Source organism: Streptomyces luteogriseus, from assembly GCF_014205055.1.
In the GTDB taxonomy this organism is placed as follows: domain Bacteria; phylum Actinomycetota; class Actinomycetes; order Streptomycetales; family Streptomycetaceae; genus Streptomyces; species Streptomyces luteogriseus.
This window is the reverse complement of sequence record NZ_JACHMS010000001.1, coordinates 8,177,844-8,203,335: the sequence shown is the minus strand read 5'-3', so window position 1 is coordinate 8,203,335 and position 25,492 is coordinate 8,177,844. Positions and strand designations below refer to the sequence as shown.

The window sequence follows — 25,492 nt, the reverse complement described above, 5'->3', positions numbered from 1 at the left end:
AGGTCCTTTCCTGGCTGGGGGGACATGCACGCAGTGCGCATCTGGCGCTCCTTCGGACTCGGTGACGTCGCTGTCCTGTGCAGTGCAGCAGACCGGCACGGAGGGCCACAACGGAATTAACCGCCGCCGGGGTACCCGGCGGGGTGCCCGCAAGGAAGGGATCGGCTCGTGCGTGACGTACTCCCGGTACTCGGCCGCTGGTACGCGGCCGGGGTGCCGTTCGGACTCGCGACGGTCGTCCAGGTCAGCCGCAGTGCGCCGCGCGACCCGGGCGCGGCGATGGCGGTGGGCCCGGACGAGGAGGTCGTGGGCAGTGTCTCCGGGGGCTGTGTCGAGGGCGCGGTGTTCGAGCTGGCGCAGGAGGTCGCCGCGGACGGCGAGGCACGGCTGGAGACCTTCGGCTACAGCGACGAGGACGCCTTCGCGGTCGGCCTGACCTGTGGCGGCGAGATCACCGTGCTCGTGCGCGCGGTCACGCCCGAGCGGGATCCCGGCCTCGGTGCGGTCGCGGACTCGGTCGCGGCGGGCGAGCCGGTCACCGTGGCGACCGTGACCGACGGCCCGGCACCGCGCGGGGCGGCCCTCGCCGTCTGGCCGGACCGGACCCTCGGCACGCTCGGCGCGAGCGGCCTGGACGCGGCCGTGACCGCCGACGCCCGCGGCGAACTCGCTCTCGGCGCCACCGGCCTGCGGCACTACGGGCCCGAGGGGCAGCGCCGCGAGGACTCGGTGAGCGTGTTCCTGCAGTCCTTCGCGCCGCCGCCGCGGATGCTGGTGTTCGGCGCGATCGACTACGCCGCGGCCGTGGCCCGCATCGGGGACTTCCTCGGTTACCGGGTCACCGTCTGCGACGCCCGCCCCGTCTTCGCCACGCCCCGGCGCTTCCCGGAGGGCGTCGAGGTGGTCGCCGAGTGGCCACACCGCTATCTGCGCGACACCACCACGGACGAGCGCACGGTGATCTGCGTCCTCACCCACGACCCGAAGTTCGACGTGCCGCTGCTGACGGAGGCGCTGCGCCGTCCGGCCGCCTACATCGGGGCGATGGGCAGCCGCCGCACCCACGCCGACCGGGCGGCACGGCTGGCCGAGGCCGGGCTCACGGAGCGCGAGCTGTCCCGGCTGCGCTCACCGGTCGGCCTCGACCTCGGGGCGCGTACGCCCGAGGAGGTGGCGGTGTCCGTCGCCGCCGAGATCGTGGCGCTGCGGTGGGGCGGCAGCGGCGCGCCGCTGAGCGCGACGGAGGGGGCGGTGCATCCGTACCGTTCCCCCTGAATCCCGACCGCCCCTGAATCCCGACTGCACTTCAGCACTTCAGCGAAAGGGAACCCCATGATCTTCATCACCGCGAAGTTCCGCGTCCGCCCCGAGCACGCCGACCGCTGGCCCGAGATCGCCGCCGACTTCACCCGGGCGACGCGCGCCGAGCCCGGCTGCCTGTGGTTCGACTGGTCGCGCAGCGTGGACGAGCCGTCGGAGTACGTCCTCGTCGAGGCGTTCCGCGACGACGAGGCCGGAGCGGCACACGTCCAGTCCGCGCACTTCAAGGCCGCGCAGCAGACGCTGCCGCCGCATCTGGCCGAGACGCCGCGCATCGTGAACGCGAACGTCCCGCAGGACGACTGGTCGCTCCTCGGGGAGATGGCGGTACCGGGACAGGAATAGCTCGCTGCCCGAGCGCGGCCGCCCGCGTGAGCCGTAAGCCGTAAGCCGTAGTGGACGCGCTCTTGCCTCGGACGGCGCGTCCCCGTACGCTCACGGCCGTACCGACTGGACGGTATGCACCAGCAGCCGAGGAGAGTCGCCGCAGATGAGCACGATCAACCACCAGATACGCCTGGCCGCACGTCCCGTGGGAGAGCCGCGCCCCACCGACTGGAAGCAGGTCGAGGAGCCGGCCGGACAGCCGGGCGACGGGGAGTTCCTGGTACAGGTCCTCTGTCTGTCGATCGACCCGGCGATGCGCGGCTGGATGAACGCGGGCAGGTCCTACATCCGGCCGGTGGAGATCGGCGAGGTGATGCGCGCCGGTGCGGTGGGCAGGGTGGTCGCCTCCCGGCACTCCGGGTTCGCGGTCGGTGACCATGTGTCGGGCACGTTCGGCGTGCAGGAGTACTGCGTGTCGGACGGGCGCGGCGTGACCAAGGTCGACCCCGCGGCCGCTCCCCTGCCGACCTATCTCGGCACGCTCGGCATGTCGGGCCTGACGGCCTACTTCGGCCTGATCGAGGTCGGGCGTCCCGAGCCGGGGCAGACCGTCGTGGTGTCCGGAGCGGCCGGGGCCGTCGGCAGCGTCGTCGGGCAGATCGCCAAGATCCTCGGCTGCCGGGTCGTCGGCATCGCCGGCGGCGAGGCCAAGTGCCGGATGGTGGTGGACGAGTTCGGGTTCGATGCCGCGATCGACTACCAGAGCGAGGACGTCCGCAAGGCCCTGCGCGAGCACGCCCCCGACGGCGTCGACGTGTACTTCGACAACGTCGGCGGCGATGTGCTGGACGCCGTACTGCTGCGGCTGGCACGCGGCGCCCGCGTCGTGGTCTGCGGCGCGATCTCCCAGTACAACAGCACCAAGCCGCAAGGCCCCGCCAACTACCTGTCGCTGCTGGTGAACCGCGCCTCCATGACGGGCATCGTGGTGTTCGACTACGCCGAACGGTACGCGGAGGGCATCGCACAGATGGCCACGTGGCGGACGGAGGGCCGGCTGAAGTCCCTGGAGGACGTGGTGTCCGGCTCGGTCGCGGAGTTCCCGGAGACCCTGATGCGCCTGTTCCGTGGTGACAACCGCGGCAAGCTGGTGCTGAAGATCGCGGACTGACCGGGCCGAGGGGAGGGAGAGATCCGGTGAAGGCACTGACCTACCACGGCCGTCACGACATCCGCTACGGGGACGTCCCCGACCCGGCCGTCGGCGGCCCCGCCGACGCGGTGGTGCGGGTGACCGCGGCCGGCATCTGCGGCAGCGACCTGCACATCTACGCCGGCAACGCCTTCAGCCCGGACCTGGGCTACACACCGGGACATGAATGCGTCGGCGTGGTCGTCGAGACCGGCGGCCAGGTCACCCGCTTCAAGCCCGGCGACCGGGTCCTGGTGCCGGCCTCCGTCGGCTGTGCGCAGTGCCGGCAGTGTGCGGCCGGGTTCACGGCACGGTGCGAGCGCGCCACGTCGAGCACGGAGCTCTGTTACGGAGTCGGCCCGAAGCTCCAGGGCAGCCAGGCCCAGGCCCTGGCGGTGCCCTGCGCCGACGTCAATCTGGTGCACCTGCCCGAGGACATCTCCGACGAGGCCGCCGTCGTCCTGACGGACAACGCCCCCACCGCCTGGTACGGCTGCCGCCGTGCCCGCATCCAGCCCGGTGAGACCGTCCTGGTCGTCGGCCTCGGCCCGGTCGGCCTGATGGCCGCCCAGTCCGCCTTCGCGATGGGCGCGGCCCGGGTGCTGGGCGTGGATCTGGTCGCGGAGCGCCGCGCCTTCGCCGCCGGCCTGGGCGTCGAGCCGGTCGAGGGTGACGACGTGCGGTCGGCCATCCGGGAGATGACCGCCGGCCGCGGGCCGGACGCCGTGGTGGAGGCGGTGGGTTCCGACGCCACCATCGAACTCGCCCTCAAGGCCGTCCGGCAGGCCGGCCGGGTCAGTGTGATCGGGGTCAGCCAGAACAAGGCGTTCCCGTTCCACATGTATCTGGCGCAGGTCAAGGAACTGGAGTTCGCCATCGGGCTGTGTTCGGTGCACTACGAACTCCCTCCCCTGATCGCCCTCACCCGCGCCGGACGGATCACGCCCGAGGTCATGGTCTCGCACCGCTTCGCCCTCTCCGACGGACCGGCGGCGTACGAACTGTTCGCCGGCCGCTCCGACGGTGTCCGCAAGATCGTTCTCGACCCGACGGGCTGACTGCCGCGCCCCGCTGCCGGGCCTGCCTCCCGTCTCCTAGGGTGAGTCCCTCGGAGACTGGAGGCAGCCATGTCACAGCGCCACGAAGCCGCCCGACCCACCCGTCCGCGACTGGAGCCGCTCCCCGAAGAACAGTGGGACCCCCGGACCCGGGAACTGCTGTCCGTCGCTCCCCACGACCCTGGGGGCGGGATCCCGAACATCTTCACCACGCTCGTGCGCCATCCCGATCTCTACGAGCAGTTCCTGCCGTTCGGCGGCCGGTTGCTCAGCGGGGGCCGACTGCCGGGAGACGTGCGTGAGTTGCTGATCCTGCGCACCGCGTGGAACACCGGCTCGCGGTACGAGTGGGGACGGCACCTCCCCCTCGCCAGGGCCGCGGGCGTCACGGACGCGGACATCGACCGCATCGGCGAAGGACCTGGGGCACCGGGCTGGACGGACCTCCGGCGGCACCTGATCCGCGCGGCGGACGAGCTGCACGGCGATGCGACGATGTCCGACGTGACCTGGAAGGGTCTGGCCGAGCACTTCGGCGACGCCGAACTGATCGAGATCGCCATGCTGGTGGGGCAGTACCACATGGTGGCCTTCTTCCTGAATGCCACCGGTGTGGAACTGGAGCCCGGTTTCGACGGCACCGGCTTCCCGGAGGGGGAAAAGGGCCCGAAGTGAGGGGCGCTCGGAGCGACCGGCACGTCACCTGACCGGGCCGCAAGGTGCCGGTGACCGGCGCGAGGTCCTCCCTCACGGAGCACGGCCTGCTGGTGGACGGCGGGTTCACTGCCGTCTGACGCTCCTCGCTCCGCGTCGACGTGAGTCCGCGCACCAGCGTCTCTTGGGCGACCCCTGCGATGTCCGCCGGGCGGGGGCGGGTTAAGTCCGGTGGACACGGCAGGAGCACGCCGCGAGCGATGCCCTCCACCGGAAACGCCCGCGCGAACGTGTCCGGGGCCGGGCGGACGCCGCCGTCCACGATCCCGCGCCGGATGTCCTCCTCGACTCCGGCCCGCACGAGGCTGAGGAGCTTGGCCCTCACGCCCTTGGCGCCGTCGGCGCTGCCGACCGCCTCGACGAGGAGCGCCGGCAACACGCGCCCGTAGCCCCGGCTCGGGCTCTGCCGGCCAGGCGAAACCCTGGTCCGTCTCGGCCCGTTCGGCTAGCCCGCCCGGCCTCTCGCTGCTCATCATTCGGCTCCCTGCCCCGTGGCGGCGACATCCCCATTCGGCCAATTCCGGGTTCGCCGGTGGACACTGTGCGGTCTGAATGGAACGCTCCCTCCAGACCGCGGACGGCACCCAGGAGGTGCGTCCCCGGACGCGCCGACGCCGTTCCCCGTACGAGCCGCGCATCGCTCACCAGCACGAAGTCCCCGCAGCAGCCGAGTCCTGGTACGCCCGGATGCCTTGCCGAGAGGGGTTCCACATGAAAGGCACGACCGTCACGGCCGCCCTCACCGCCGTCCTCCTCGCCACCGCCGCACCTCCCGTCGCCCATGCCGCCACTCCCGCGGACTCCGGTCCTGCGGAGTTCGCCGTTGACACCACGTCCGACGCGGTCGACGCCGACGGGGCGGACGGCCGGTGTCTCACCGCCTCGGGCAGGTGCAGCCTGCGTGCCGCGGTGATGGCCGCCAACGCCCGGCCGGGCAGTACGATCACGTTGCCTCCCGGCCACTACCGGCTGACGATCCCGCCGGACCCGCGCCTGATCATCGGCGACCACCCCGACCCCACCACGGGCGACCTGAACGTCGCCGCCCCCCTCACGATCAAGGGCGCCGGCGCGCGGACCACCGTCATCGACGCCAACCGCCTGGACCGGGCCTTCCGCATGCAGGCGGACTCCCGGCTGTCCGATCTGACGATCACCGGTGGAGTGACCGCGCAACGCGAACTGCCCATCACCGACACCGGTGGTGGCGCGATCGCCAACGGACATCACATGACACTGCGACGGGTCGCCGTGACCGGGAACTCCGCCGGCTACGGCGGCGGCATCTTCAACGTCCCGGACTCCCACCTCGACCTGATCGAGAGCACCGTCAGCGGGAACGCCGCGGGAGAGGCCGGCGGCATCAGGTTCGACGACACCGGCACCGTGACCAACTCGACGATCGCGGACAACCGGGTGACGAACCCCGGCGACCGCCCCGGCAGCCTCGCCGGGTACGGCGGAGGCATCGACATCAGAGGCATCGGGCACGTGGAGATCCTCAACTCGACCATCACCGGGAACCGTTCCAGCGACGGCGGGGGTGGGATCAACATCGCCCCCGCCTATCTCGACAGCCTGCCCTCACCACTCCCCGACATCATCGATCTGCCTCTCGGGCGCATGACGCTGCGCAACTCCGTCATCGCGAACAACACCGTCGGCGGCGCACCCGCCGACTGCAAGAAGGCCTTCGCCACCATCACGTCGCAGGGCCACAACCTCGACGGCGACGGCAGCTGCCGGCTGACCGCCGCGGGCGACCTGCCCAGCCGCAGGCCTTTGCTCGGACCGCTCGCGGACAACGGCGGCCCCACCGACACCGTGGCGCTGCTGCCCGGCAGCCCCGCCCTGGACGCGGCCGACGGCTGCCCGGCCGCCGACCAGCGCGGCGTCACGCGCCCCCAGGGCACCGGCTGCGACGTCGGCGCATACGAGGCCGTGTCGTGACACCGCACCACACTCCCTGCCCGTGCCGTCTCAAGGGGTGCCCTCGCCAGGGGCGCCCCGCACGGGGACGGCGTGGTGGGCGGCCAGCGCGAGCAATGCCACGCGCAGCGGTTCGGTCTCCAGGACCGCGTCCGGCTCGAACCAGCGGGCCACAGCGGTTCCGCTCGTCATCCGCAGGGTGAAGCGCGCGAGTTCGTCCGCCACCTCCGGGCGGTCACGCAGCGCGAAGACGGAGCTCACGGAATCCCGGGCCCAGGCCACCAGCGCGTCGCGGTAGTGACCTACCTCGGCGACGGCCGCCGCACTGGCGTCCTTCTGCACCACGCCCAGTCCCAACAGCAGCTTCACACCTCGCGGGTGGCATCGGAACGCGCCCGCGAGCTCTGTGAGAAAGGTGTCCAGACGCTCCGCGACGTCGGCGCCCGGCACCTCGGCCGGGGGCAGGGCGGCCAGCAACACGGTCCTGGCGCGCTCCAGCACCGCGACGTAGATCCCGTCCTTGCTGCGGAAGTGCCAGTAGATCGAACTCACCGGCAGACCGCATGCCGCGGAGATCATCGAGATGGACGTGGCGGCGTAGCCGTGGCGCGACATCAGCTCGCCGGCGGTGTCCAGTATCGCGTCACGGGACCGCGCGCCACGGTCCAGGGCCGGTGCCTGCGTCATGGGGCCGACTCTAGAGGAGGGGCGGCGAGCCGTCGCCCGTCGGACGGCGGCCCCAGGCCGAGATCATCGGGGAGGTGGCGAGGTCGAGGCGTCCGGCCGCGATGTTGGCGAGGTGCCGTTCGATCTCCTCGTCCGTGGCGAGGCCCTCGGCGACCAGCTTGTCGCGCATCTGCTGGACCGTGGCCGTTTCGAGCACGTCGCACGCGGGCGAGGTGATCGGGAAGTAGGCGTCGGCCTCCACATCGGCGAGCCCCGCCTCGCGCAGCAGCCGGGGCAGTCTCCGTCCGTACGCGAGGTCGGCTCCACGCTGCCGCAGCAGCTGACGGAAGCCGGTGCGGAGCCTGTTGGCGAGCTCTTGTTCGGGACCGTACTCGTCGGGGCAGATCAGCGGCTGGAGCGCGGGGTCGGCGTCCTCGACCACCAGCCATCCGCCGGGGCGCAACGCCTGGACCATGGTGCGCAGGGCGGCGTCGCGCTCGGCCACGTGGACCAGGACGAGACGGGCGTGGACCAGGTCGAAGGGACCGGGCGGAAGGGCGTCTCGGCCGACGTCGTGCCGGAGCACCTCGACGCCTTCGGTGGCGTCATTCCCCGTCCAGGAGACGTCGATGTCGGTGGCGAGCACGCGACCGCCGGGCCCGACCCGCTCGCGCAGCCACGCCACCACGCTCGGGCCGCCCGCCCCGACCTCCCAGCACCGCCATCCCGCGTCGATCCCGACGCGCTCGAAGTGCCGGAATGTCGAGGCGTCGAAGAGGGCCGCCAGCGCGTCGAAGCGCGTCCCGGCCTCGGCCTGCCGGTTGTCCAGGAGGTATCCGTCATCCTGACCCATGGGGCGATCCTGTCACGCACACGGTCAGCGGTTCAGCGCGGTGCGCGGGGCGGCAGCCGGTGCAGTTCCACGTCCGTGAGCCGCCCCTCGGCGACCGTGGCGGTCATGTACGTGCAGTGGGGCTGGCGGCGCCGGTCCGTCGGGGAGCCCGGGTTCAGCAGGCGCAGGCCGGAGGGGGCCATGGTGTCCCAGGGGATGTGGCTGTGGCCGAAGACCAGCACGTCCAGGTCGGGGAAGCGGGCGGCGCACCGCTGCTCCCGGCCCTGCTTGGCGCCCGTCTCGTGGATCACACCGAACCGCACCCCGCCCAATTCCACGTACGCCACCTCGGGCAGCCGGGCGCGCAGCTCCGGCCCGTCGTTGTTGCCGTACACCCCGACGAGCCTGCGGCAGCGGGCCTCCAGCAGATCGAGGGTGTCCGTGTCGACCCAGTCCCCGGCGTGGAACACGACGTCGGCCATCGGGAGTTCGGCGAGCAGGAGGGCGGGCAGTTCCCTGGCCCGCTTGGGCAGGTGGGTGTCCGACATCAGGAGCAGGCGCACCTTCTCAGCCTAGGGGCTGCGAGCCGCTCCCGCCCGCAACCCGCTTGACCGCGAACAGACAGACGCCGCAGCTCAGTTGCCCTGCCGGTGGAGATGATCACGGCGAGGTCTCGAAAGGTGAGGCGGGCTCGCCGAGCGGGTTAGCATCGGGCGACACGCAGTACAACAGGACGTCTACGGCAAGCGACCCGAAGGGGCCCGGAAACCCGATGCCGGTCAAGGTCAGCGTCATCGTCCCCGTGTACAACCCGGGGATCTACATCGAGGACTGCATCTCCTCGCTGCAGCGGCAGTCGCTGCCTCCCGACGAGTTCGAGGTGATCTTCGTCGACGACGGCTCGACCGACGAGACCCCGGCCCGGCTCGACGCGCTCGCCGCCGAGGACCCCCGGATGAAGGTCATCCACCAGGAGAACTCCGGCTGGTCGGGCAAGCCCCGCAACGTCGGCATCGAGGCCTCCCGGGGCGAGTTCGTGATGTTCGTCGACAACGACGACTACCTGGGCGACGAGGCCCTGGAGCGGATGTACGACTACGGCACGGCCAACGGCGCCGACGTCGTCGTGGGCAAGATGGCCGGCAAGAACCGCGGGGTGCCGGTGGAGCTGTTCCGCCGCAACCACCCGCGCGCCACCGTCGAGAACGCCCCGCTCATCGACAGCCTCACCCCGCACAAGATGATCCGCCGGGCCTTCCTGGACCGCATCGGCCTGCGCTTCCCCGAGGGCAGACGGCGCCTGGAGGACCACGTCTTCATCGCGGAGGCGTATCTGCGCGCGGAGAACGTCTCGGTGCTCAGCGACTACGTCTGCTACTACCACATCCGGCGGGACGACGGCTCCAACGCCGGCTTCGAACGCTTCGATCCCGTCGGCTACTTCACGAACCTCCGCGAGGCCCTCGACGTCGTCGAGCGGTACACGGAGCCCGGTCCGGTGCGCGACCGGCTGTTCCGGCGGTGGCTGCGCGTGGAAATGGTGGAGCGGCTGCGGGCCCGGCGCCTGCTGAATCTGCCGGACGACTACCGTCGCGAGCTGTTCGGGGCGATCCACGAGGTCGTCGTCGAGCGCTTCGGGCCCGGTGTCGCGGCCGGTCTGCAGCCGACGCAGCAGGTCATCGCCGCGCTGACGGCGGCCGACCGGTACGACGACGTGGTGGCCTTCGCCGATTGGGAGGCGGGTGTCGCGCCCATGGCGACCCCCGGGGACATCGAGTGGCGCGACGGCTCACTCCGTATCGGCTTCACGGCCGAGTACCTGTCCGACGGTGAGCCGATGCTGTTCCCCGCCGACGCCGAGGCCGTGCCGCTGACCGACGTGCCGAAGGACGTGACCGAGGCGGTGCGGTGGGTGGCCTCGGAGACCGCCGCCCGGTTCGGGCAGGCCACGGCCGATCTGCTGCTGCGGGAGCGCACCAGCGCCGCCCAGTACTTCCAGCCGGTGGAGTTCACGCACGAGACCGTGCCGGTCGGGGACGGCGAGGAGGTCCGGCTGGTGCTGCGGGGGACGGCCACGGTCGACCCGGCCGCCCTGCCGCGTGACGGGGCCTGGGACGCACTCGTCCGGGTGAAGTCGGGCGGCTGGACCAAGGAGTGCCGGCTCGGACCGGCGCCGCGCGAGGACCGGCCCACACCCCGTGCGGGAGTCATCGGCGACCGCCCGGTCCTGCCGTACTGGACCACGCCGCACGGCAACCTCTCGCTGGAGCTCGGCGCGCGCGGCAAGCGGCTCGGGCTGGGCCGCGTGCAACTGGGGGACGTCTCCGTCTCCGACGAGCGGTTCCGGGTACTGCTCCCGGTGCACGTCCCGGGCGACTCGCAGGTGCGGCTGAGGTTCGTCTCCTCCCGTCGGATCCTGGAGACGCCGGGCACCCTCTCACCCGACGCGGACCGGCCGGGATCGGTGCTGGAGGCGGTCCTGCCCGAGGATCTCTCGGACGACGTCTGGCGGGTGGCTGTGTGCCTGAACCCGGGCTCCCACCGGGCCCGTTTCGCCGGTCTGCCGTTCGCGCTGCGGGCCGGCGGCGGGAGCGTGCTGGTGACGCCGGTGCCGGGGCCCGGTGTCGCGCTGCGGCTGGCCCGGCGCGTCCGGCGGGTGCTCGGTGCCGCGCGCCGGAAGGCGAATTCCCGTATCAGGACCGGAGGGCGGTGACGGCATGCGACCCCTGGGGATAGAGGGCGCCTGGGTACTGGAGCCCAAGATCTTCCCGGACGACCGGGGCAGCTTCCACGAGTGGTACCGCGGCGCGGAGTTCCGCGAGGCGACGGGGCACGACCTGTCCCTGGCCCAGGCCAACTGCTCGGTCTCGCGGCGGGGCGTGCTGAGGGGTGTGCACTTCGCCGACGTGCCGCCCGGCCAGGCCAAGTACGTCACGTGCGTCCGCGGTGCCGTCCTGGACGTGGTGATCGACATCCGCGTGGGCTCCCCCACCTACGGGAGGTGGGAGGCCGTACGGCTCGACGACGACACGCGGCACGCGGTGTTCCTCGCCGAGGGCCTCGGGCATGCCTTCATGGCCCTCACGGACGACGCGACGGTGGTCTACCTGTGCTCGGAGGGCTACGCCCCGGGCCGTGAGCACGGCATCCACCCGCTCGACCCGGCGCTGGGCATCGAGTGGCCCGAGGGCATCGCCCCGCTCCTGTCCCCCAAGGACGAGCAGGCCCCGACCCTGGCCGAGGCGGAACGCCAGGGGCTCCTGCCCTCGTACGAGGCCTGTCTGGCGTACTACGCGGAGCTGCGGAGCGGGCAGGGGGCGTAGCCCTCAGCCGACGAACTCGGGACACACCGCAGGCCCGGACGCGAGCAGCGTCCGGGCCTGCGTCCCGTGAAGAGCGAGAAAAGGGCGCCGGCCACCGCCCGGGGGCGGTGGCCGGCGCCGTCGTTCAGCGACTCACGCCGACCTGCTGCAGGGCCTTGCGCAGGGGCTCCCAGCCGACGGCGCGGGGCAGGCCTCGGTTGCGGGCCTGGGCGAGGGGGCGCCAGAAGCCCGCTTCCAGAAGGGTCTCGGGGCGGACCGCGCCGGCCCGCTCCAGGATCGCCTCGGGTACCTTCTGCGGGTCAGGGATCTTGTACTCGGCCATGATCTCGTCGTACTTGTCGTGCAGGACCCGGTTGTCCGGGTCGGCGCCGAAGACGACCAGCTGGCCGGTGGGGGCGGTGTCCACCTGCACCGTGACCAGGTCCGGGCGGTAGCGCGCCAGCACCTCGGTGATCTTGTAGACGTCACCGGTCCAGGCGTTGGTGTGCCGGTCCCGGGCCGCCTCGTCGATGCTGCGCGGCAGCATGTCGTCGAGGACGATCACACTGCCCCAGTCCGAGTACTTCTCGACGTTCATGAAGTCGCGCAACGCGAACTCGAACAGGTGCATGCCGTCGATGAACGACAGGTCCAGGGTCGTCTTGCGCCAGTAGCCGATCGGGCTGCGGCCACGGCGCAGGTTGCGCAGCGGGTGACGGCCGCCCTTGAGGTGCTGGAGGGGGTTGTCCCGCGCGAAGAAGTCGTCGCTGGTGGCCTTCACCAGGTGGACGTCGCACCTCAGCTCCGAGACCACCTTGAAGGCGGGGTCGATCGCGATGCTGGGGACGCGGGACAGCGTCAGGCTGCGCCCGTCGTTGACGCCGATCTCCAGGTAGTTGCGATTGGCGCTGACCTTGTGCAGTTCCCGGAGGAACTCATGGCGTTTCACGAGGAAGACCTTCCTTGCGGATGCGGGGCAGTGCTTCGTGCAGGGCGGAGCGCCAGTCGCGCGGCAGCGGCAGGCCGATCTCCTGCCAACGGTGGTGCGCGAGGGCGCTGTACGCCGGGCGGGGCGCGGGCCGGGGGAAGGCCGCGCTGCTGGTGGGGCGCACCCGGTCCGGGTCGGCGCCGATGAGGGAGAACACCTCGCGGGCGAGGTCGAACCAGGTGGCCTCGCCGGAGTTGGTCGCGTGGAAGACGCCGTGTGCCTCGGGGCCGAGCCGGGGGCCGAGGTCGGCGATCCGCTCGGCGACGTCCGCGCTCCAGGTGGGCTGCCCGCGCTGGTCGTCGACGACGTCGAGGGTGTCCCGGCGGGCTTCCAGTCCGATCATGGTCCGGACGAAGCTGGAGCCGTGGACGCCGTAGAGCCACGCCGTGCGCAGCACCGCGCTCGCCCCGGGGAGTTCCGCCAGCACGGCCTGCTCCCCGGCCAGCTTGGTGCGGCCGTAGGCGGTGCGCGGTCCGGTCGGGTGGTCCTCCGGGTAGGGGGTGGTGCGGGCCTCGCCGGAGAAGACGTAGTCCGTGGAGACGTGGATCAGGCGGGCGTCGTGCGCGGCGCAGGCCCGGGCCAGCAGGCGTGGGCCGTCGCCGTTGATCTCCAGGGCGCGGGCCTCGTCGGTCTCGGCGTCGTCGACGGCCGTGTAGGCGGCGCAGTTCGCGACCACGTCGGGGCGGTGCTCCCGCACGGCGGAGTCGACGGCCGAGGGGCTGGTGATGTCCAGGGCTGCGCGGTCCAGGCCCACGACGGTCTCGCCGCGGCGCGTGAGTTCCTCGACGACGTCACGGCCGAGCATCCCGCCCGCGCCGGTGATCAGCCACCTCATGCCCGCTCCAGGGCGACGCGCTGCTTGAGGGGCTCCCACCAGGCCCGGTTGTCGCGGTACCAGGCGACGGTCTCGGCGAGGCCGGTGGTGAAGTCGTGCCGGGGGCGGTAGCCGAGTTCGTCGCGGGCCTTGGAGCAGTCGACGGAGTAGCGCAGGTCGTGGCCCTTGCGGTCCTCGACGTACTCCACCCGGTCCCAGTCCGCTCCGCAGGCCTCCAGGAGCAGGCCGGTGAGTTCCTTGTTGGTGAGTTCGGTGCCGCCGCCGATGTTGTAGACCTCGCCCGGCCGGCCCTGGGTGCGGGCGAGGTCGACGCCCTGGCAGTGGTCGTCGACGTGCAGCCAGTCGCGGATGTTGCGGCCCTCGCCGTACAACGGCACCGTGTGGCCGTCGAGGAGGTTGGTGACGAACAGCGGGATGACCTTCTCGGGGAACTGGTGCGGGCCGTAGTTGTTGGAGCAGCGCGTGACGCGTACGTCCAGGCCGTGGGTGCGGTGGTAGGCCAGCGCGAGCAGGTCGGAGGAGGCCTTGGAGGCCGAGTACGGCGAGTTCGGCTGGAGCGGGTGGTCCTCCGGCCAGGATCCGGACTCGATGGAGCCGTAGACCTCGTCGGTGGAGACGTGCACGAAGGGGCCCGTGCCGTGGCGCAGGGCGGCGTCCAGCAGGGTCTGGGTGCCGAGGACGTTGGTGCGGACGAAGTCGGCGGCGCCGTTGATCGAACGGTCCACATGGGACTCGGCGGCGAAGTGCACGACCTGGTCCGCGTCGGCCATCAGCTTGTCGACGAGTTCGGCGTCGCAGATGTCGCCCTGCACGAACTCCAGCCGCGGGTGGGTCAGTTCGAGGTTGTCCAGGGTGCCGGCGTAGGTGAGCTTGTCCAGCACGGTGATGCGCGGCGCGTCGGGCGCGTCCGAGGCGAGCAGGGCCCGGACGTAGCGGGAGCCGATGAACCCGGCGGCGCCGGTGACGAGGAGGTTCATGAAGTGATCTGCACCTTGCTGTGATCTCCGAGGACGAGACGGTGGGCGCTGGGGACGCTGGGGGCGGGGGTCACCTCGACGTGCCGGCCGATCAGCGAGGCCTCGATGCGGCCGACGCCCTGGATCGAGGAGTCCCGCAGCACGATGGAGAACTCCAGCTCGCTGTCGGTGATCCGGCAGTTCTCGGCGACGGAGGTGAAGGGGCCGATGTAGGAATTGCTGACGACGGTGCCCGAGCCGATGACGACGGGGCCGACGACACGGGAGTTGACGATCCGCGCGCCCTCTTCGAGCACGACGCGCCCGATGGTCTCCGACGCGTCGTCCACCTCGCCGTCGATACGGCGCTCCATGGCTTCGAGGACCGTGCGGTTCACCTCGAGCATGTCGCCGACGTTGCCGGTGTCCTTCCAGTAGCCCTTGATGACCGTGGAGCGCACGTCGGCGCGGGTGTCGATCAGGTGCTGGATGGCGTGGGTGATCTCCAGTTCGCCGCGCCAGGAGGGTTCGATGGCGCGGACCGCCTCGTGGATGAGGGGCGTGAACATGTAGACGCCGACCAGCGCGAGATCGCTCTTGGGCTGGTCGGGCTTCTCCTCCAAGCCGATCACCTGGCCGGAGGGGTCGAGTTCGGCGACCCCGAAGGCACGCGGGTCGGCCACGCGGGTGAGCAGGATCTGGGCGTCGGGCCGGTTGCCGCGGAACTCCTCGACGAGTCCGGTGATGCCGCCGACGATGAAGTTGTCTCCGAGGTACATCACGAAGTCGTCGTCACCGAGGTAGTCCCGGGCGATCAGCACCGCGTGGGCCAGCCCGAGGGGCCGCTCCTGCGGGATGTAGGTGACCTTGAGGCCGAACCTCGCCCCGTCCCCGACCGCTTCCTCGATCTCCTCGGCGGTGTCCCCGACGATCATGCCGACATCGGTGATGCCGGCTTCGGCGATCGACTCCAACCCGTAGAACAGCACGGCCTTGTTGGCCACGGGCACCAGTTGCTTGGCCGACGTGTGCGTGATCGGCCTCAGTCTTGTTCCTGCGCCGCCGGACAGCACGAGAGCCTTCATTCGGTTCACCTTAGTCGTGATCCGGCGGATCTGAACATCACTTCTTTTAGTTGTCGATGCGCGGAGTTGCTCGGATCGTCACCGCGCGGTCCACGGGGGAGGTATCAGTCCTCACCCCGGACGATGTTCCACTCCGCCCCGGAGCGCGCCACTCCGGGCGTGCCCCGGTCCTCGACGGCGGGGAGGCAGGTGCGCAGCGCGGCCTTTCCGCGCAGACGGCGTGCCTTCGACCAGCCGGTCTCGTGCTGACGGACGACGGGCTTCTCACTGGTGTCCATGGACTCCACGACTCATCATCTTCCTTCTGCTTCCACTCCTTGTTCGAGTCCCCAGCGAAAAACCGAACAAACCCCGGTCCGGAGCAGCTGCCTCGCGGGGTCGAACTCTCCTGCGCCGGACCGGGGTTCGGAAGACGGGTCGAGAAGGCAGGGCTCCCGTCAGGCGTTGGGGCGCGCGGCGCTGATGTCACCGAGCGCCGACTCCGGGTCACGCTCCATGGCCAGGTCGCCCAGGGAGACGATGCCCACGGGGCGCCCGTGGTCGACGACCGGGACGCGGCGCACGGAGTGCTCACGCATCAGCTCCACCGCCTGGGCCAGGCCCTCGTCGGGGCCTACGGTGACCAGTTCGTCGCTGCACGCGGCGGCCACGGTGATCCGCTCCGGGTCGCCGCCCCGGCTGACCGTCCGCACCACGATGTCACGGTCGGTGACCACCCCTCGCAGCCGGTCGCCGTCCGTCACCAGTACGGCTCCGAGGTCCTCGTCGCGCATGATGCGCGCGACCTCGGCGACGGAGGTCTGCGGTTCGACGGTGACCGGGTCGCCGGTCATGATGTCGCGGACATACTGAGCCATGACGTTCCTCTTCCTTGGGCTCGTGGCGGTTTCTCCGTCCTGTGCCGCGGCGGGTACCCGGCCGGCCCGCGGCGTCACCAGGTGCGGCCGGCCTCCAGCAGACGGTCGCGGACGAGGGCCACGTGCGGGTTGTCCGAGGTGCCCGGCCGCTGGACGAGGAAGCCGGTGTTGATCGGCGCGTCCTCGGGGGCGTCGAGGAGGACCAGCGCGCCGGACGCCAGTTCCCCGGCGCACAGGTAGCGCGGCAGCACGCTGTAGCCGGCACCGGCCGTGACCAGCGCGAGGACGGCCCTCAAATCCGGCACCGAGACGGCGGCGCGGCAGTTCAGACGCCGGCCGAAGACGTGCCGCCAGTAGCGGCGCACGATCGGCAGGTCCTCGGCGTACGTGATCAGTGGGATGTCGTGCAACGCGGCGGAGCCGTCGGCGGCCGGGCGCCGCGCGACGCGGTCGGCCCAGGCGGGTGCGGCGACCAGGACGAACTCCTCGTCGGTCAGCGGCACCGCGGACAGGGTGCGGCCGCGCGGCCGGGTGGTGGCGATCACCAGGTCGTGGCGGCCGGCGCGCAGTTCGTCGAGCAGGGGCTCGGTCAGCCCCATGGCGACGCGCAGCCGTACGCCCTCGGTGACGAGCGGGGCGAGGGCGGGCAGGGCCCGGGTGGACAGCAGCTCGGCGGGCCCGGCGAGGTGGACCGGCTCGGCGCGTGACCGCTCCCGGGGACCGTGCCCCGTGGCCTCCGCGAGCGCGTCGAGGGGCGCCGCGACGCGGGCGGCGAGTTCGTCGGCCACGGCGGTCGGGGCGACGCCGCGCGGCAGCCGTTCGAACAGCTCCCGGCGGGTCTGCCGCTCCAGGGTGCGGATCTGCGTGGTGACGGTCGGCTGGGACAGGCCGAGCAGCTGCGCGGCGGCCGTGAAGGAGCCCGACCGGTAGACGGCCAGGAAGGTCCGCAGCAGGTTGAGGTCGTACGGGGCGGGCGTGCCGGTCGCGCCGAGGGGATCGAGGGGCCTCACACGGTCCGACCCTACCGCGCCCCGCCATTGGGATTCCTATGGCTGCCATTGGCCCTGCCATTGGAAAACCGCGGGTCCAGGGGCATACGGTCGTCATCGTTCCAGTCATCGCCGCGCTGACCGACCGCGGCTCGTCCCCCACGGAGATGCACTCACCATGTCGAAGATCCTCTTCGTCGTCAGCGGCGCCGACACCTGGACCCTGGCCGACGGCACCGCACACCCCACCGGCTTCTGGGCCGAGGAGGCCGTCGCCCCGTACGAGGCGTTCCGGGCCGCCGGCCACGAGGTCGTCGTGGCCACGCCCGGCGGAGTCGTACCCACCGTCGACCGGGCCTCCCTGGCCGCCGAGGTGAACGGGGGACAGGAAAACGCCGACCGGGTCGCGAAGGCGCTGGAGTCCTTCGCCGAGCTGCGGCGTCCCGTCCGGCTCGAGGACGTCCGCCTGGACGACTACGCCGCCGTCTTCTACCCCGGCGGTCACGGCCCGATGGAGGACCTCGCCGTGAACGCCGACTCCGGCCGGCTGCTCGCCCGGGCCCTGGAGTCGGGCAGGCCGCTCGGGGTCGTCTGCCACGGGCCGGCCGCGCTGCTGGCCGCCGTCGGGGCCGACGGCACCAACGTCTTCGCCGGCTACGAGGTCGCGGCCTTCACCAACGCCGAGGAGATCCAGGGCGGCCTCGCCGACCGCGCGAAGTGGCTGCTCCAGGACCGTCTCACCGAGGCCGGGGTGACCGTGCGGACCGGTGAGCCGTGGGCCCCGCACGTGGTCACCGACCGCAACCTGGTCACGGGCCAGAACCCGGCGTCGTCGGCCCCGCTGGCGGAGGAACTGCTGAAGCGGCTGGGCTGAGCGGGAGCACCGCCCGCCGGCCGGGTCAGCGGCCCAGCACCAGTTCCGCCCACACCTGTTTGCCGCCGCTGACCGGCAGGGTGCCCCAGGTCGCGGAGAGGGCCTCGACGAGGAGGATGCCCCGGCCGCCGGTGGCCTCCCAGCCGATGCTCGCCGGTCTGACCGGGGAGCGGGGTGAGGCGTCGGCGACGGCGATGCGCAGCCGGTTGTTGACGAGGGTGAGGTCCATCCGGACCTTGTCGTCGGTGTGGACCAGGGCGTTGGTGACGAGTTCGGAGACGACGAGGAGCGCGGCGTCGTAGTCCACGGCGACGCCCCAGGAGCGCAGGGTGCGCCGGGCGAAGCGGCGGGCGTGCCCGACGGCCTGCGGCACCCGCCAGACCGTCCAGCTCTCCCGGAGCGGGCGCAGTTCCATGCCGTCGTAGCGCAGCAGGAGCAGGGCCACGTCGTCGCTGCGCGGGGCGTTGCCCAGGAGGGCGTCGGCGACGAGCCCCATGTCGGTGGGGGCGGCCTCGGCGAGCCGCTCGGCCAGGTACTCCATGCCCTCGTCGATGTCGGATTCGGGCGTCTCGACGAGCCCGTCCGTGACCAGGGCGATGACGGTGCCGGGCGGGAGCCGGAGCGGGCTCATGGGGAAGTCGGCCCGGGTGACCACCCCGAGGGGCGGACCGCCCTCCGCCTCCGCGATCTCGGTCCTGCCGTCCGGGTAGCGCAGCACCGGCGGCAGATGCCCGGCGCGCACGCACCAGGCGGCGCCCTCCTCCAGGTCGACGTCGACGTAGCAGCAGGTGGCGAAGAGGTCGCTCTCCATGTCCATGAGGAGCCGGTTGGCGTGCGCGACCACCACGTCCGGCGGATGCCCCTCGACGGCGTAGGCGCGCAGGGCGGTGCGCATCTGGCCCATGAGGGTGGCGGCGCCGGCGCTGTGGCCCTGGACGTCGCCGATGACGAGGGCGACGTGGTTGTCGGGCAGCGGGATGACGTCGTACCAGTCGCCACCGAGTTCCAGCCCAGCCGTGCTGGGCAGGTAGCGGGCCACGGCCACCGCGCCCGGCAGCCGGGGCAGGCTGCGTGGCAGCAGCTGGCGCTGGAGCATGCCGACCAGTTCGTGCTCGGCGTCGAAGGCCCGGGCCCGCACCAGGGCCTGTCCGGCGAGGCCCGCGCAGGCGGTGAGCAGGGCGCGTTCGTCGGTGCCGAAGTCGTGCGGGGTGTCCCAGCCGATCAGACAGGCTCCGGCCATGCGGTTCCCGGCGGGCAGCGGCAGGACGGCGAGGCCGCCGGGGCCGACCTCGGCCAGGGCGCGTTCCAGGGGGCTGCCCGCGGGCCAGATGCGGGCCCGGCCCTCGCGCAGCGCGGCGGCGAGCGTGGGCATGGCGCGCACGGGTGCGTCGGGCCACTCGGTGCGCCACTCCGACCGCCACAGCTCGGGCCAGGCCTCGGGTTCGGGCGGGTCGAGGACGGTGACGACGAGGCGATCGCTCTCCAGCTCGGCGAGTGCGATCCGGTCGGCCCGCAGCGGCCGGCGCAGCGCGGCGACCACGGCCTTGCCGACGTCGCGGACGGTGACGGCGGTGGCCAGCGCGGCGGCCAGGCGCTGGACGCGGGCGACGTCGGTGACGTCGGAGCGCAGTGTGGAGACGTCGACGACCGTGCCCACGAGACGTGCCGGGCGGCCCTCGCCGCCCGGCAGGAGGCGTCCGCGCAGCCGGAGCCACTTCGGCGGCCCGGTGGGCTGGAGCACCCGGAACTCCAGCTCCCGGTCGCCGATGGACATGTGGTCGGCCTCCACCACGGACATCAGCGACGGCAGGTCCTCGGGGACCGTGAGACCGAGCAGCGTCTCGACGCGGCCGTCGAACTCCACGGGATCCAGGCCGAACAGGTCCAGCAGGTCGTCGCCGACCCGGACGCGTCCGGTGTCCATGGCGAGGCTGAAGGCGCTCGGCGGCAGGTCACCGGCCTCGGCGGGTGCGGCCGGGGCGGTGAAGGCGACCGCGTCCGCGATGAGTTCCAGACAGCGGTGGTCACCGGGGCCGAACCCCTCGGACCGTTCGGTCACGGCCAGCAGACAGCCGCCGCCCCGCACGGGCAGGGCCGTCAGGGAGAAGTCCCCCGACGGTACGCGCCGTGCCTGGGCGTGCTCGGCGAGTTCCGCCGGGCCCAGCGACACCGGCCGTCCACGGCGGTGGGCCTCGGCGGCCGGGGACCGCCCGGCGCACGGGTAGCTGTCGCGCAGCCCGTACAGCGTCCTCGGGACGCCGGCCGACTCCATCAGGCAGAGCAGCTCGCCGTCCTCGCTGGGCCCGTAGACGGCGGCGAGCGCCGCACCGGCGAAGACGAGTGCCTGCTCGAGGACGCGGCGCAGCCGCTCGGGCGACTCGTGATCGACCGCGATCGCCTTGAGGGCACCTTCGGCACGCAGCGATCGCTTTCCGCGTTCTTGGGCGCCCTGACTGACCACGTTGGCCATTACAGCGCTAATGAGACACCTGCGCAGCCCCTGTGGGCGTTCCGTGGACCAGCGAGGAGGCGGACGCTCGAAAGAATCCGAACATGTCTTAACGCATGCGTTCCGCACGGTGTTCTCGTGACAGGCGTGACTGTCCGTGCCCGGCTGGTGGCTGGAAAGCTCGGTGCTCGTCAGGAGGGGGACGCATGGACAAGCGGTACGAGGTGTACGCGCTGGCCGACCGGCATTTCTACGAGACGCCGGACCGGCTGGCGCGGGGCGGCCAAGGCACGGCCGACCACCTCTACGAGACGGCCCGCCGGCCACTGCCGGAGGGCTGGGAGTCGGCCCGCATCGGCGACTGGCAGACCATGACGCCGCTCGGCCCGGACGGCGAACCGGTACAGGGCCCGGCCCAGGGGTGGAAGATCCACGCCTCGGCGACCCGGGCGAACGCCGAGGAGATCGCCCGGATCGTGTGGGACTACTGCGTCGAGCGGCGCGTCCCCTTCAAGTTCGTGCCGGGTCCGCACCTGCTCCACCTGCGCAACACCAAGTACGCCCCGCGCGACGGCAGCGGCAAGTTCGTCACCGTCTACCCGGCCGACGAGGAGCAGCTGCACCGGGTGCTGCGCGAGCTGGGCGCGTTGCTGGAGGGTTTCGAGGGGCCCTACATCCTCACCGACCTGCGCTGGGGCGAGGGCCCGCTGTACGTGCGCTACGGCGCCTTCGCCCGGGCGTTCGTCGTGGACGAGCGGGGCTCGCTGGTGCCGGCGGTGCGGGACGGCGAGGGGCGGCTGGTGCCGGACCGGCGGGCGCCGTCCTTCCAGGTGCCGGAGTGGGTGACCCTCCCGCCCTTCCTCCAGCCGCACCTGGACGCGCGGAACGACACGACGACGGGCGAGCTGCCGTACCGCATCGAGAAGGCGCTGCACTTCTCCAACGGTGGCGGGGTGTACGCGGGCACCGACACCCGCGACGGGCGCAAGATCGTCCTCAAGGAGGGGCGGCCGCACGCGGGACTGGCCTCGGACGGGGCCGACGCGATCGCGCGGCTGGAGCGCGAGAAGCAGGCGCTGGAGCAGGTCGCGGGCACGGGCGTGGTCCCGGAGGTGCGGGACTGGTTCGAGCTCGGCGGGCACCGCTTCCTGGTGATGGACTTCCTGGAGGGCCGTCCGCTCAACGCCTTCTTCGCGGAGCGGCATCCGCTGCTCACCCAGGACCCCGACGCGAAGGCCGTCGCCTCCTACACGGCGTGGGCGCTGCGCATCCACCGCAGGGTGGAGGAGGCCGTGGCGGCGGTGCACGCCCGGGGCATCGTCTTCAACGACCTGCACGTCTTCAACATCATGGTCGCCCCGGACGAGGAGACGGTGTTCCTCCTCGACTTCGAGGCCGCGGCCCCGGTCGGGGAGAACGGCCGCCAGGTCGTCGCCCACCCCGGGTTCTTCGCGCCGCCGGACCGCCGGGGCGCCGACATCGACCGCTATGCGCTGGCCTGTCTGCGCCTGGCCCTGTTCCTGCCCGTGACCACGCTGTTCGTGGTCGACCGGGGCAAGGCGGCGCACCTGGCCGAGGTGATCGCGGAGCAGTTCCCGGACGTGCCACGCGAGTTCCTCGACGAGGCGGTCACCGAGATCACCCGGGAGGTGTCCGGCCGTACGGTGGCCGCTCCGTCCTCGCCGGTGGACCCGGGCGACTGGCCGTACAGCCGCGACTCGATGGTCAAGGCCATCCTCGCCTCGGCCACCCCCGAGCGCGACGACAGGCTCTTCCCCGGCGATGTCGCGCAGTTCTCCGACGGTGGCGGGCTCGGGCTCGCCCACGGCGCCGCGGGGGTGCTGTTCGCGCTGGACGCGGCCGGCGCCGAGCGGTACGAGGAGGGCGAGCGCTGGCTGCTGGACCGGACGGCACCGGCCCCGATCGGTACCCCGCTCGGCCTGTACGACGGGCTCGCGGGCGTCGCCCTGGTCCTCGACCGGCTCGGCCACCGGCAGCGGGCACTGGACCTGGTCGAGGGCATCCTCGCCGAACGGTGGCAGAACCTCTCGTCCGACCTGCACGGCGGACTGGCCGGGCTCGGCCTCGTTCTCGGACAGCTGGCCCTTACGACCGGCGAGGCGGAGCTGGGCGAACGGGCCCATGAGGCGGCGCGGATCCTCGTCCAGCGGCTCACCGAGCCCGTCCCGGCCACGTCCCGGCCGCGCGCCGGACTGCTGCGCGGCGCGAGCGGCCCCGCCCTGCTCATGCTGCGGCAGTACGAGTGGACCGGTGAGGAGGCCTGGCTGGAGGCGGCTGCCGTGGCCCTGCGCCGGGACCTGGCGTCCTGCGTGACCCGCGAGAACGGGTCGCTGGAGGTCGACGAGGGCTGGCGGACGCTGCCCTACCTCGGCGACGGCAGCGCGGGCCTCGGCATGGTCCTCGACGACCTCGTGACCCACTCCCCCGCGCTGGACGGGGAGTTCGGGACGGCCCGCTCCGGGGTGATCACCGCCGCGACCTCGCGGTTCTACGCGCAGCCCGGCCTCTTCCAGGGCCGCGCCGGGATGATCCTGCACCTCAGCCGCACGACCGCACCGGGTGCGACGGAGGACCGGCTGGCGGCGCAGATCGCCGGGCTCGGCTGGTTCGCGATGGCCTACCAGGGCCAACTGGCCTTCCCCGGGCACCAGATGATGCGGCTCTCCATGGACCTCGCCACCGGAACGGCAGGGTGCCTGCTGGCCCTCGGCGCGGCCCTCGACCCGGCGACCGACGCCCACCTGCCGTTTCTCCCGCCGCCGAACAGGCGGCCCCACTGACGCGGTTCCGCGATCCCGCGGAGTCGTGACACCACCCCGTCCCCACGGATGACCACGGACGGACACCCAACGGAAGGACACACCATGGCACTTCTCGACCTGCAGACCATCGAGACCGAAGAGCGCACGACCGGCGGCAACAGCACGGTGAGCCTGCTCTCCTGCATCAGCGCCGCGAGCGTTCTGCTCTGTCTCTGACCTGCGGTCTGCTCGCTCCGGGCGGCTCTCTCCCTTCGGGGAGGGGCCGCCCGGGGTCCGTCCCGCCCCAGGAAAGGCCCGTATGACCCCGCGTGCCGACGACGACCCGGCGGCCGGACACGCCCGCGCCCTGCTGCGCGACGCCACCCGGTACAGCGGGGCGCGCTGCCTGGTGCTGTGCCTGGTGAGCATCGCCGCGACAGGTGCGGGGCTGCTGCTGCCGGCCGCGCTGGGCCGGGCCCTCGATCTTGTGCTGGCGCACGCCCCCGCCACCCGCTGGGTGCTCTGCTGCGCCGGTCTCGTCCTGCTGCTCGGGCTGCTCGACGCGGTCCAGACCGTCCTCACCGGCACCGTCGACGCCCGTACCACCGCATGGCTGCGCCGTCGGCTGACCGGGCACGTCCTGGGCGCCGGGCCGCGCGCCGCGGACCGGTTCGGCTCCGGTGACCTCGTCGCCCGCCTGGTCGGCAACGCCGCCGAGGCGGGCACCACTCCGGCGGCCCGTGCGGCGCTCGTGGCCGCACTCGCCGGCCCCGTCGGCGGGGTGGTCGCGCTGGGTCTGATCGACTGGTGGCTCGCGGCCGTGTTCCTCGCCGGGGCCCCCGTACTGGCGCTTCTTCTGCGCGCCGTCTCCCGTGACACCTCGGAGAGCGCGTCGCGCTACCAGCGGGCCCAGGGCCGGATCGCGGCCGCGCTGGCGGAGGCCGTCGAGGGCGTGCGCACCGTCCGGGCGGCCGGCACGGAAGGCCGGGAGACAGCCCGGGTGCTGCGGCCGCTGCCCGATCTGTCCAGCGCCGGGCACCGCATGTGGCGGGTGCAGGGGCGGGCTGCGGCCCGGGCGGTCGCCGTGGCGCCGCTGCTGCAACTCGCGGTCGTCGCCGTGGCCGGGGTCCTGCTCACCCGGGACCGGCTCTCGGTCGGCGAGGTGCTCGCCGCCTCCCGGTACGCGGTGCTCGCGACGGGCGTCGGCGTGCTGGTCGGCCGGCTCGCGGGCCTGGCCCGGGCCCGGGCCGCGGCCCGGCGCCTCGGCGAGGTCGAGACCGAGCCCGCCACCGCGTACGGCACCCGCGGGCTGCCCGACGGCCCCGGGCGGCTGGAGCTGCGCGGGGTGACGGCCCGGCGCGGCGGCCGCACCGTGCTGGACGGGGTGGATCTCGACGTGCCGGGCGGCACGACCCTGGCCGTCGTCGGCCGGTCCGGAGCGGGCAAGTCGCTGCTGGCCGCGCTCGCCGGACGGCTGGCCGATCCGGACGCGGGTGAGGTGCTCCTCGACGGTGTGCCGCTGCGCGAACTGCCGCACGAGGACCTGCGCGGCGCCGTCGGCTACGCCTTCGCCCGCCCCGCCCTCCTCGGCGGCACGGTCGGGCAGGCGATCGGCCTCGGCCTGCCGTCCCCCTCCCCCGGCCTGGTCCGCGAGGCGGCCCGCACGGCCCTCGCCGACGACTTCGTCCGCCGCCTCCCCGACGGATACGACACGCCCGTCGCCGACGCCCCGCGCTCCGGCGGCGAGTCCCAACGGCTCGGTCTCGCCCGGGCCTTCGCCCACGGCGGTCGCCTGCTGATCCTCGACGACGCCCTCTCCAGCCTCGACACGGTGACGGAACGCCGCATCACCGACGCCCTGTTCGGCGACGGACCGGGCACCACCCGGCTCCTGGTCGCCCACCGTGGCGCGACGGCCGCGTGTGCCGACGCGGTGGCGTGGCTGGACGGGGGGCGGGTGCGGGCGGTGGGGCGGCACGAGGAGTTGTGGCGGTTCCCTGAGTACCGGGCGGTGTTCGGAGACGGCGCGGGCCTCGACGTCACGGATGCGGACGACGGGGCGGTGTTCCGGGACGGCGCGGACCCCCACCCCACGGATACGGACGACCGGGCGATGCTCCGGGACGGCGCGGACCCCCACCCCACGGATACGGACGACCAGGCGATGCTCCGGGACGGCGCGGACCCCCACCCCACGGATACGGACGACCAGGCGATGCTCCGGGACGGCGCGAACCCCCACCCCACGGATACGGACAGCGGCGGTCCGCGGCCGGTCCGGACACCCGGGGCGGGACGAGCAGGGAGGGACGTGACGGCATGAACGGCCCGAGGGGTACGGGTGCGGCTGCCGGGGA

23 protein-coding genes are annotated in these 25,492 nt (G+C 72.7%); 12 read left to right on the top strand and 11 right to left on the bottom strand.

The features are described from left to right. The first annotated feature begins 168 nt into the window (after positions 1-168). The 6 genes from BJ965_RS36435 to BJ965_RS36410 all read left to right on the top strand — a co-directional run bounded on the left by BJ965_RS36435 (position 169) and on the right by BJ965_RS36410 (position 6,561). A complete protein-coding gene (locus tag BJ965_RS36435) occupies positions 169-1,275 on the top strand; it encodes an XdhC family protein (RefSeq protein ID WP_184915523.1) in 1,107 nt (368 codons plus the stop codon). Between the two features lie 57 nt (positions 1,276-1,332). After that, a complete protein-coding gene (locus BJ965_RS36430) occupies positions 1,333-1,665 on the top strand; it encodes a putative quinol monooxygenase (protein WP_097222480.1) in 333 nt (110 codons plus the stop codon). A gap of 145 nt (positions 1,666-1,810) precedes the next feature. Further along, complete coding sequence (locus tag BJ965_RS36425; protein ID WP_184915521.1) at positions 1,811-2,818, top strand: NADP-dependent oxidoreductase; 1,008 nt, start codon at positions 1,811-1,813, stop codon at positions 2,816-2,818. Between the two features lie 26 nt (positions 2,819-2,844). Further along, on the top strand, positions 2,845-3,897 hold the full coding sequence (locus BJ965_RS36420; RefSeq protein WP_184915518.1) for an alcohol dehydrogenase catalytic domain-containing protein: 1,053 nt from the start codon (positions 2,845-2,847) through the stop codon (positions 3,895-3,897). Between the two features lie 69 nt (positions 3,898-3,966). After that, positions 3,967-4,572, top strand: a complete 606-nt coding sequence (locus tag BJ965_RS36415; protein ID WP_184915516.1) for a carboxymuconolactone decarboxylase family protein — start codon at positions 3,967-3,969, stop codon at positions 4,570-4,572. Between the two features lie 750 nt (positions 4,573-5,322). After that, positions 5,323-6,561, top strand: coding sequence for a choice-of-anchor Q domain-containing protein (locus BJ965_RS36410; RefSeq protein ID WP_246546195.1), 1,239 nt, complete (start codon positions 5,323-5,325; stop codon positions 6,559-6,561). Positions 6,562-6,591: 30 nt separating this feature from the next. Here the strand turns inward: BJ965_RS36410 and BJ965_RS36405 are convergent, their stop codons facing one another. The 3 genes from BJ965_RS36405 to BJ965_RS36395 are packed head-to-tail and all read right to left on the bottom strand — an operon-like array spanning position 6,592 to position 8,601. Beyond that, positions 6,592-7,227: a TetR/AcrR family transcriptional regulator gene (locus BJ965_RS36405; protein WP_184915513.1), complete on the bottom strand. Its 636-nt coding sequence runs from the start codon at positions 7,225-7,227 to the stop codon at positions 6,592-6,594. A gap of 10 nt (positions 7,228-7,237) precedes the next feature. Then, positions 7,238-8,059, bottom strand: coding sequence for a class I SAM-dependent methyltransferase (locus BJ965_RS36400; protein WP_184915510.1), 822 nt, complete (start codon positions 8,057-8,059; stop codon positions 7,238-7,240). A 32-nt stretch (positions 8,060-8,091) separates the two neighbouring features. After that, positions 8,092-8,601: a metallophosphoesterase family protein gene (locus BJ965_RS36395; protein WP_184915506.1), complete on the bottom strand. Its 510-nt coding sequence runs from the start codon at positions 8,599-8,601 to the stop codon at positions 8,092-8,094. 209 nt (positions 8,602-8,810) lie between these two features. On the opposite strand from BJ965_RS36395, the gene BJ965_RS36390 reads away from it, so the two are divergent. Together BJ965_RS36390 and rfbC are read left to right on the top strand one after the other, a co-directional pair. After that, positions 8,811-10,751 (top strand): glycosyltransferase family 2 protein, encoded by a 1,941-nt coding sequence (locus tag BJ965_RS36390; protein ID WP_184915503.1) that lies wholly within the window; start codon positions 8,811-8,813, stop codon positions 10,749-10,751. A gap of 4 nt (positions 10,752-10,755) precedes the next feature. Continuing rightward, the gene (gene rfbC / locus BJ965_RS36385; RefSeq protein ID WP_184915500.1) at positions 10,756-11,361 is read left to right on the top strand and encodes a dTDP-4-dehydrorhamnose 3,5-epimerase; all 606 of its coding nucleotides are present in this window, start codon (positions 10,756-10,758) and stop codon (positions 11,359-11,361) included. 124 nt (positions 11,362-11,485) lie between these two features. Here rfbC and BJ965_RS36380 read toward each other — a convergent pair whose 3' ends face one another. From BJ965_RS36380 to BJ965_RS36350, 7 genes are all read right to left on the bottom strand, one after another. Further along, positions 11,486-12,289, bottom strand: a complete 804-nt coding sequence (locus tag BJ965_RS36380) for a class I SAM-dependent methyltransferase (RefSeq protein WP_184915497.1) — start codon at positions 12,287-12,289, stop codon at positions 11,486-11,488. Then, positions 12,276-13,163, bottom strand: coding sequence for a dTDP-4-dehydrorhamnose reductase (gene rfbD, locus BJ965_RS36375; RefSeq protein WP_184915494.1), 888 nt, complete (start codon positions 13,161-13,163; stop codon positions 12,276-12,278). Before rfbD ends, BJ965_RS36380 begins: the two co-directional genes overlap by 14 nt. After that, on the bottom strand, positions 13,160-14,140 hold the full coding sequence (gene rfbB, locus BJ965_RS36370) for a dTDP-glucose 4,6-dehydratase (RefSeq protein ID WP_184915490.1): 981 nt from the start codon (positions 14,138-14,140) through the stop codon (positions 13,160-13,162). The genes rfbD and rfbB overlap by 4 nt, the downstream gene beginning before the upstream one ends. Continuing rightward, positions 14,137-15,204: a glucose-1-phosphate thymidylyltransferase gene (locus tag BJ965_RS36365; RefSeq protein ID WP_184915487.1), complete on the bottom strand. Its 1,068-nt coding sequence runs from the start codon at positions 15,202-15,204 to the stop codon at positions 14,137-14,139. The genes rfbB and BJ965_RS36365 overlap by 4 nt, the downstream gene beginning before the upstream one ends. Positions 15,205-15,308: 104 nt before the next feature. Further along, the gene (locus tag BJ965_RS36360; RefSeq protein ID WP_184918098.1) at positions 15,309-15,491 is read right to left on the bottom strand and encodes a hypothetical protein; all 183 of its coding nucleotides are present in this window, start codon (positions 15,489-15,491) and stop codon (positions 15,309-15,311) included. A 150-nt stretch (positions 15,492-15,641) separates the two neighbouring features. Continuing rightward, positions 15,642-16,061 (bottom strand): CBS domain-containing protein, encoded by a 420-nt coding sequence (locus tag BJ965_RS36355; RefSeq protein WP_184915484.1) that lies wholly within the window; start codon positions 16,059-16,061, stop codon positions 15,642-15,644. 74 nt (positions 16,062-16,135) lie between these two features. Then, complete coding sequence (locus BJ965_RS36350; protein ID WP_184915481.1) at positions 16,136-17,071, bottom strand: LysR family transcriptional regulator; 936 nt, start codon at positions 17,069-17,071, stop codon at positions 16,136-16,138. Positions 17,072-17,228: 157 nt separating this feature from the next. On the opposite strand from BJ965_RS36350, the gene BJ965_RS36345 reads away from it, so the two are divergent. Next, a complete protein-coding gene (locus BJ965_RS36345) occupies positions 17,229-17,924 on the top strand; it encodes a type 1 glutamine amidotransferase domain-containing protein (RefSeq protein WP_184915478.1) in 696 nt (231 codons plus the stop codon). Positions 17,925-17,949: 25 nt separating this feature from the next. Here BJ965_RS36345 and BJ965_RS36340 read toward each other — a convergent pair whose 3' ends face one another. Continuing rightward, complete coding sequence (locus tag BJ965_RS36340; RefSeq protein WP_184915475.1) at positions 17,950-20,394, bottom strand: SpoIIE family protein phosphatase; 2,445 nt, start codon at positions 20,392-20,394, stop codon at positions 17,950-17,952. Between the two features lie 185 nt (positions 20,395-20,579). On the opposite strand from BJ965_RS36340, the gene lanKC reads away from it, so the two are divergent. The 3 genes from lanKC (at position 20,580) to BJ965_RS36325 (ending at position 25,458) form a co-directional block, all read left to right on the top strand. Continuing rightward, positions 20,580-23,174, top strand: coding sequence for a class III lanthionine synthetase LanKC (lanKC, locus tag BJ965_RS36335; protein WP_184915472.1), 2,595 nt, complete (start codon positions 20,580-20,582; stop codon positions 23,172-23,174). A gap of 84 nt (positions 23,175-23,258) precedes the next feature. Continuing rightward, positions 23,259-23,372 (top strand): SapB/AmfS family lanthipeptide, encoded by a 114-nt coding sequence (locus BJ965_RS36330; RefSeq protein ID WP_184915469.1) that lies wholly within the window; start codon positions 23,259-23,261, stop codon positions 23,370-23,372. Positions 23,373-23,454: 82 nt separating this feature from the next. After that, entirely contained in the window at positions 23,455-25,458 is a 2,004-nt protein-coding gene (locus BJ965_RS36325) for an ABC transporter ATP-binding protein (RefSeq protein ID WP_246546192.1), read from the top strand. Positions 25,459-25,492 lie beyond the last annotated feature (34 nt).